Source organism: Porphyromonas sp. HMSC077F02 (assembly GCF_001815465.1).
Taxonomy (GTDB): domain Bacteria; phylum Bacteroidota; class Bacteroidia; order Bacteroidales; family Porphyromonadaceae; genus Porphyromonas_A; species Porphyromonas_A somerae.
This window is the reverse complement of sequence record NZ_KV820676.1, coordinates 72,200-75,328: the sequence shown is the minus strand read 5'-3', so window position 1 is coordinate 75,328 and position 3,129 is coordinate 72,200. Positions and strand designations below refer to the sequence as shown.

The window sequence follows — 3,129 nt, the reverse complement described above, 5'->3', positions numbered from 1 at the left end:
CGATATCGACACCTCCCTCCGTGAAACCAGCGTCTGATACTTCCAAAGGTGCGCTCAATTATATTTCGATACTGGCTTATCTGTCGGTTGAATTCTTTATCTTTATCACCAAGTGGCTTCCCATTTATCGCTTTCCTCATTATCCCATCTTTGAGCCCGTGGCCAGTTAGATGTTCTCTATTGGCCTTGGAGGTGTACCCTTTATCAGCTAATACCATTACTCCTTTTTGAAGGGCTCCTTTCTCTATGAGAGTTGGAAATTCTGTCGTGTCTGAGACATTGGCAGATGTGGTGGTGAGGGTATTCACAAGGCCTTCTCCGTCTGTCAAGACATGTTTCTTGTACCCATATCTAAACTTCTTACATTTTACCACCCATCGGGCTTCCGTATCCACACCTGGTTTCGCACTACCAACTTTAACTTGATAGCTCCGTTCTTCCTCTTTTGCTTCTTCGCTTCTGGTGTCCCCTCTATCCTCGGCGACTTCTATCTTGACAGAACCATCGGGGGCATATGGACTATCAACTATACTTGCATCAACCAATGCTCCCGTCTCAATCTTCATAATTCCATGGCGTTGTAGCTGCTTATTGAGAAGGCTCAAAAGTTTATCCCACAAGTCTTTCTCTACAATCGCATTGCGAAAACGGCAAATGGTGCTGTGATCGGGAGAGACGTGTTCCATATCAATATCAAGAAACTTTCCAAAGCTGATGGAGTCGTTAATACGCTCTTCAACAGCTCTGTCACTCAAATTATACCACGTCTCTAGAAGCAGGATCTTAAACATTAGAACTCCATCATAAGTAGGTTCACCCTTCGCTTCAGCTCTCTTACATAGCTTTTTATTTATGAGTGTTTGAAATGGTCTCCAATCAATGAGTTTGTCAATTTGCTCTAGAAACTCATTGCGTGCTCTAGAATTTCTTAATTCGGTAAACACCTCAGTAAATGAGGGTGCATTGTTGCTCGTTTGCTTGAATCCCATAACTATTGTCTCTATAAATCAACACTATATTCTCCCCTTAATTATACATTAAAGACACTAATAATCAATGATATACGCAATAGTTTGAGCCAGTTTTTCGCGCAACATTCTCAGTCCACGAATTAGGAGATGTGAATGAAATTCACAGGTTGAAGGGCCAAACCTTAAGTCATATCAATTATTTTTAATATGTTTGCAGTATATTTATCCTAGAGAATAGATTTCACAAGAGTAGTTTACTGTATAAAAGAATAAAGACTATGAAGAAATTATTACTCCTCACCACGGCACTCCTTACGATGCTACTATCTAGTTGCGGCTCCAATGGAGGTAACGACGAGTGGTATGACCTTAGCCTTATACCAATAGTTCAAGGCGACCAAATGGGTTATATCGACTGGAATGGTAAGTATGTCATCATGCCCCAATTCAAAGAAGCATTATCTTTTAGTAAAAATGGATTGGCGAGAGTTATGGACCACAATGGGCTATATGGCTTTATTGACAAAAAAGGAAAATATGTCATTCCAGCTGCCTATGCTGAGGCTTCTATCTTTAGCGAAGATATTGCCTTTGTAACACCTAGCGGTGAGCACATACAGGCGATAGATAGCAAAGGGAAAGTCCTATTTACTTGCCAAAAAGCTCAGATTATCAGATATTTTAGTGATGGGCTAGCAGTATATGTTAATTCTGAGGGCAAGTATGGTGCCATAGATAAAACAGGGAGTGATATCATCCCTGCGACTTATACTTATATTGGTGATTTTAGTGAAGGGTTAGCCATCTTTCAAGACGATAGTAATAAAATCGGATATATTGACAAAAAAGGGGGATACATTATCAACCCACAGTTTGATTGGGCTTTCGACTTTCATGAGGGGTTAGCTGTAGTTGTATCAGGTGAAAAGTATGGCTTTATAGACAAGAAAGGAAACTACGTGATCCCCCCACAGTTTGATAGGGCAGATTCTTTTTCTGAGGGGCTAGCGCTGGTATTTCAAGGAAATTCTTTCGGCTATATTGATAAGAAAGGTAACTATGTTATCAACCCACAATTTGACTGGGCGTATCCCTTTAGGGGAGGAGTGGCTATCGTAGAGCCATCAGGTTCAGACCTTTGGGGGTTAATTGACAAAAAAGGCAACTACACTATTAACCCTCAATTTAAAGAAATCATTGCCACCTATAAGGATAAAATAGCTGTCTCAAATGGATCCAAATCGGGAATCACAGACAGAAAGGGAAAGTATATCGTTACACCTCAACTTGAACAACTTAAAATTCCGTTTACCTACAACGAATATGGAGTAGTACCCACGGTTTCGTCTCAATACTTTAACACGACAGAAATAGTATATAATCTCAATAATGTGATTGGCAATAACCCTTATTCTGTAGGCGAGATTAATCAGGAGAGCACATTGGGTGATCTCAGAGAAGAAGATACATGGAACCTACAATCAATTTACACCGAACCAAATGCATTACTAAAGGGGGAGGAGGTAACATTAGGCAATGATGTTACGCTAAGGTACTTTAAAATAGTTTTTGATGAAGCCATAACGAATGATGAAAACAACTTCAATGACAATGCCCATGTACGACAAGTTATTTTGAAGATCGAATTCTCTTTTGAGGCAATAGATCATTTGGATCTTATTAAATCAACAATCATCAAACATTTATCAAGCCGTTACCAACTGGTTGAGGAGAAAGTTATATCATCCGAAATAAGGGATATCGTATTTCAATGCGACGATAATGATATTGAAATTACACTTACATTTACATTCCCAATTTCTAAGTCAAAGGCGAATATGTTAGCGGCTGAAGAAGCGACTCAACCCGATAGTGAGGAAGTTGATGACTAAAAGATGATACAGCTACAATAAAAGCAAGCAACTTTGCTCCATTTATATATAGAGTACAATAGGGTGGTAGTAGTTTCCACAACCCTAAGCGAGTTGGATATCCAAAAGATTATCATAGTAATGCTCCATTCCGCAGAAAAAAAGCAGATCGTCTTTGTGATTTCCTAAAAAGAGACTGTTGCACATTCAAGTTTAGACGTTTTGGATTGACTTTTTGCTGATTTTCATCTTTTCTGGCTTGAGAAACTGCCTTGTTGTTTGATTAT

2 protein-coding genes are annotated in these 3,129 nt (G+C 39.2%); one reads left to right on the top strand and one right to left on the bottom strand.

Annotated features, from left to right (window positions below; genetic code table 11):
* Positions 1 to 989, bottom strand: a 989-nt coding sequence (locus HMPREF3027_RS06630; protein ID WP_070707743.1) for an IS5 family transposase, incomplete at its 3' end; no start/stop codon positions are given.
* Between the two features lie 260 nt (positions 990 to 1,249).
* Between HMPREF3027_RS06630 and HMPREF3027_RS06625 the strand changes: the two genes are divergently transcribed.
* The gene (locus HMPREF3027_RS06625) at positions 1,250 to 2,863 is read left to right on the top strand and encodes a WG repeat-containing protein (RefSeq protein WP_070707730.1); all 1,614 of its coding nucleotides are present in this window, start codon (positions 1,250 to 1,252) and stop codon (positions 2,861 to 2,863) included.
* Positions 2,864 to 3,129 lie beyond the last annotated feature (266 nt).

Coding starts and splice junctions, on each gene's coding strand:
- HMPREF3027_RS06625 (WP_070707730.1), top strand. CDS start 1,250: ATGAAGAAATTATTACTCCTCACCACGGCACTCCTTACGATGCTACTA.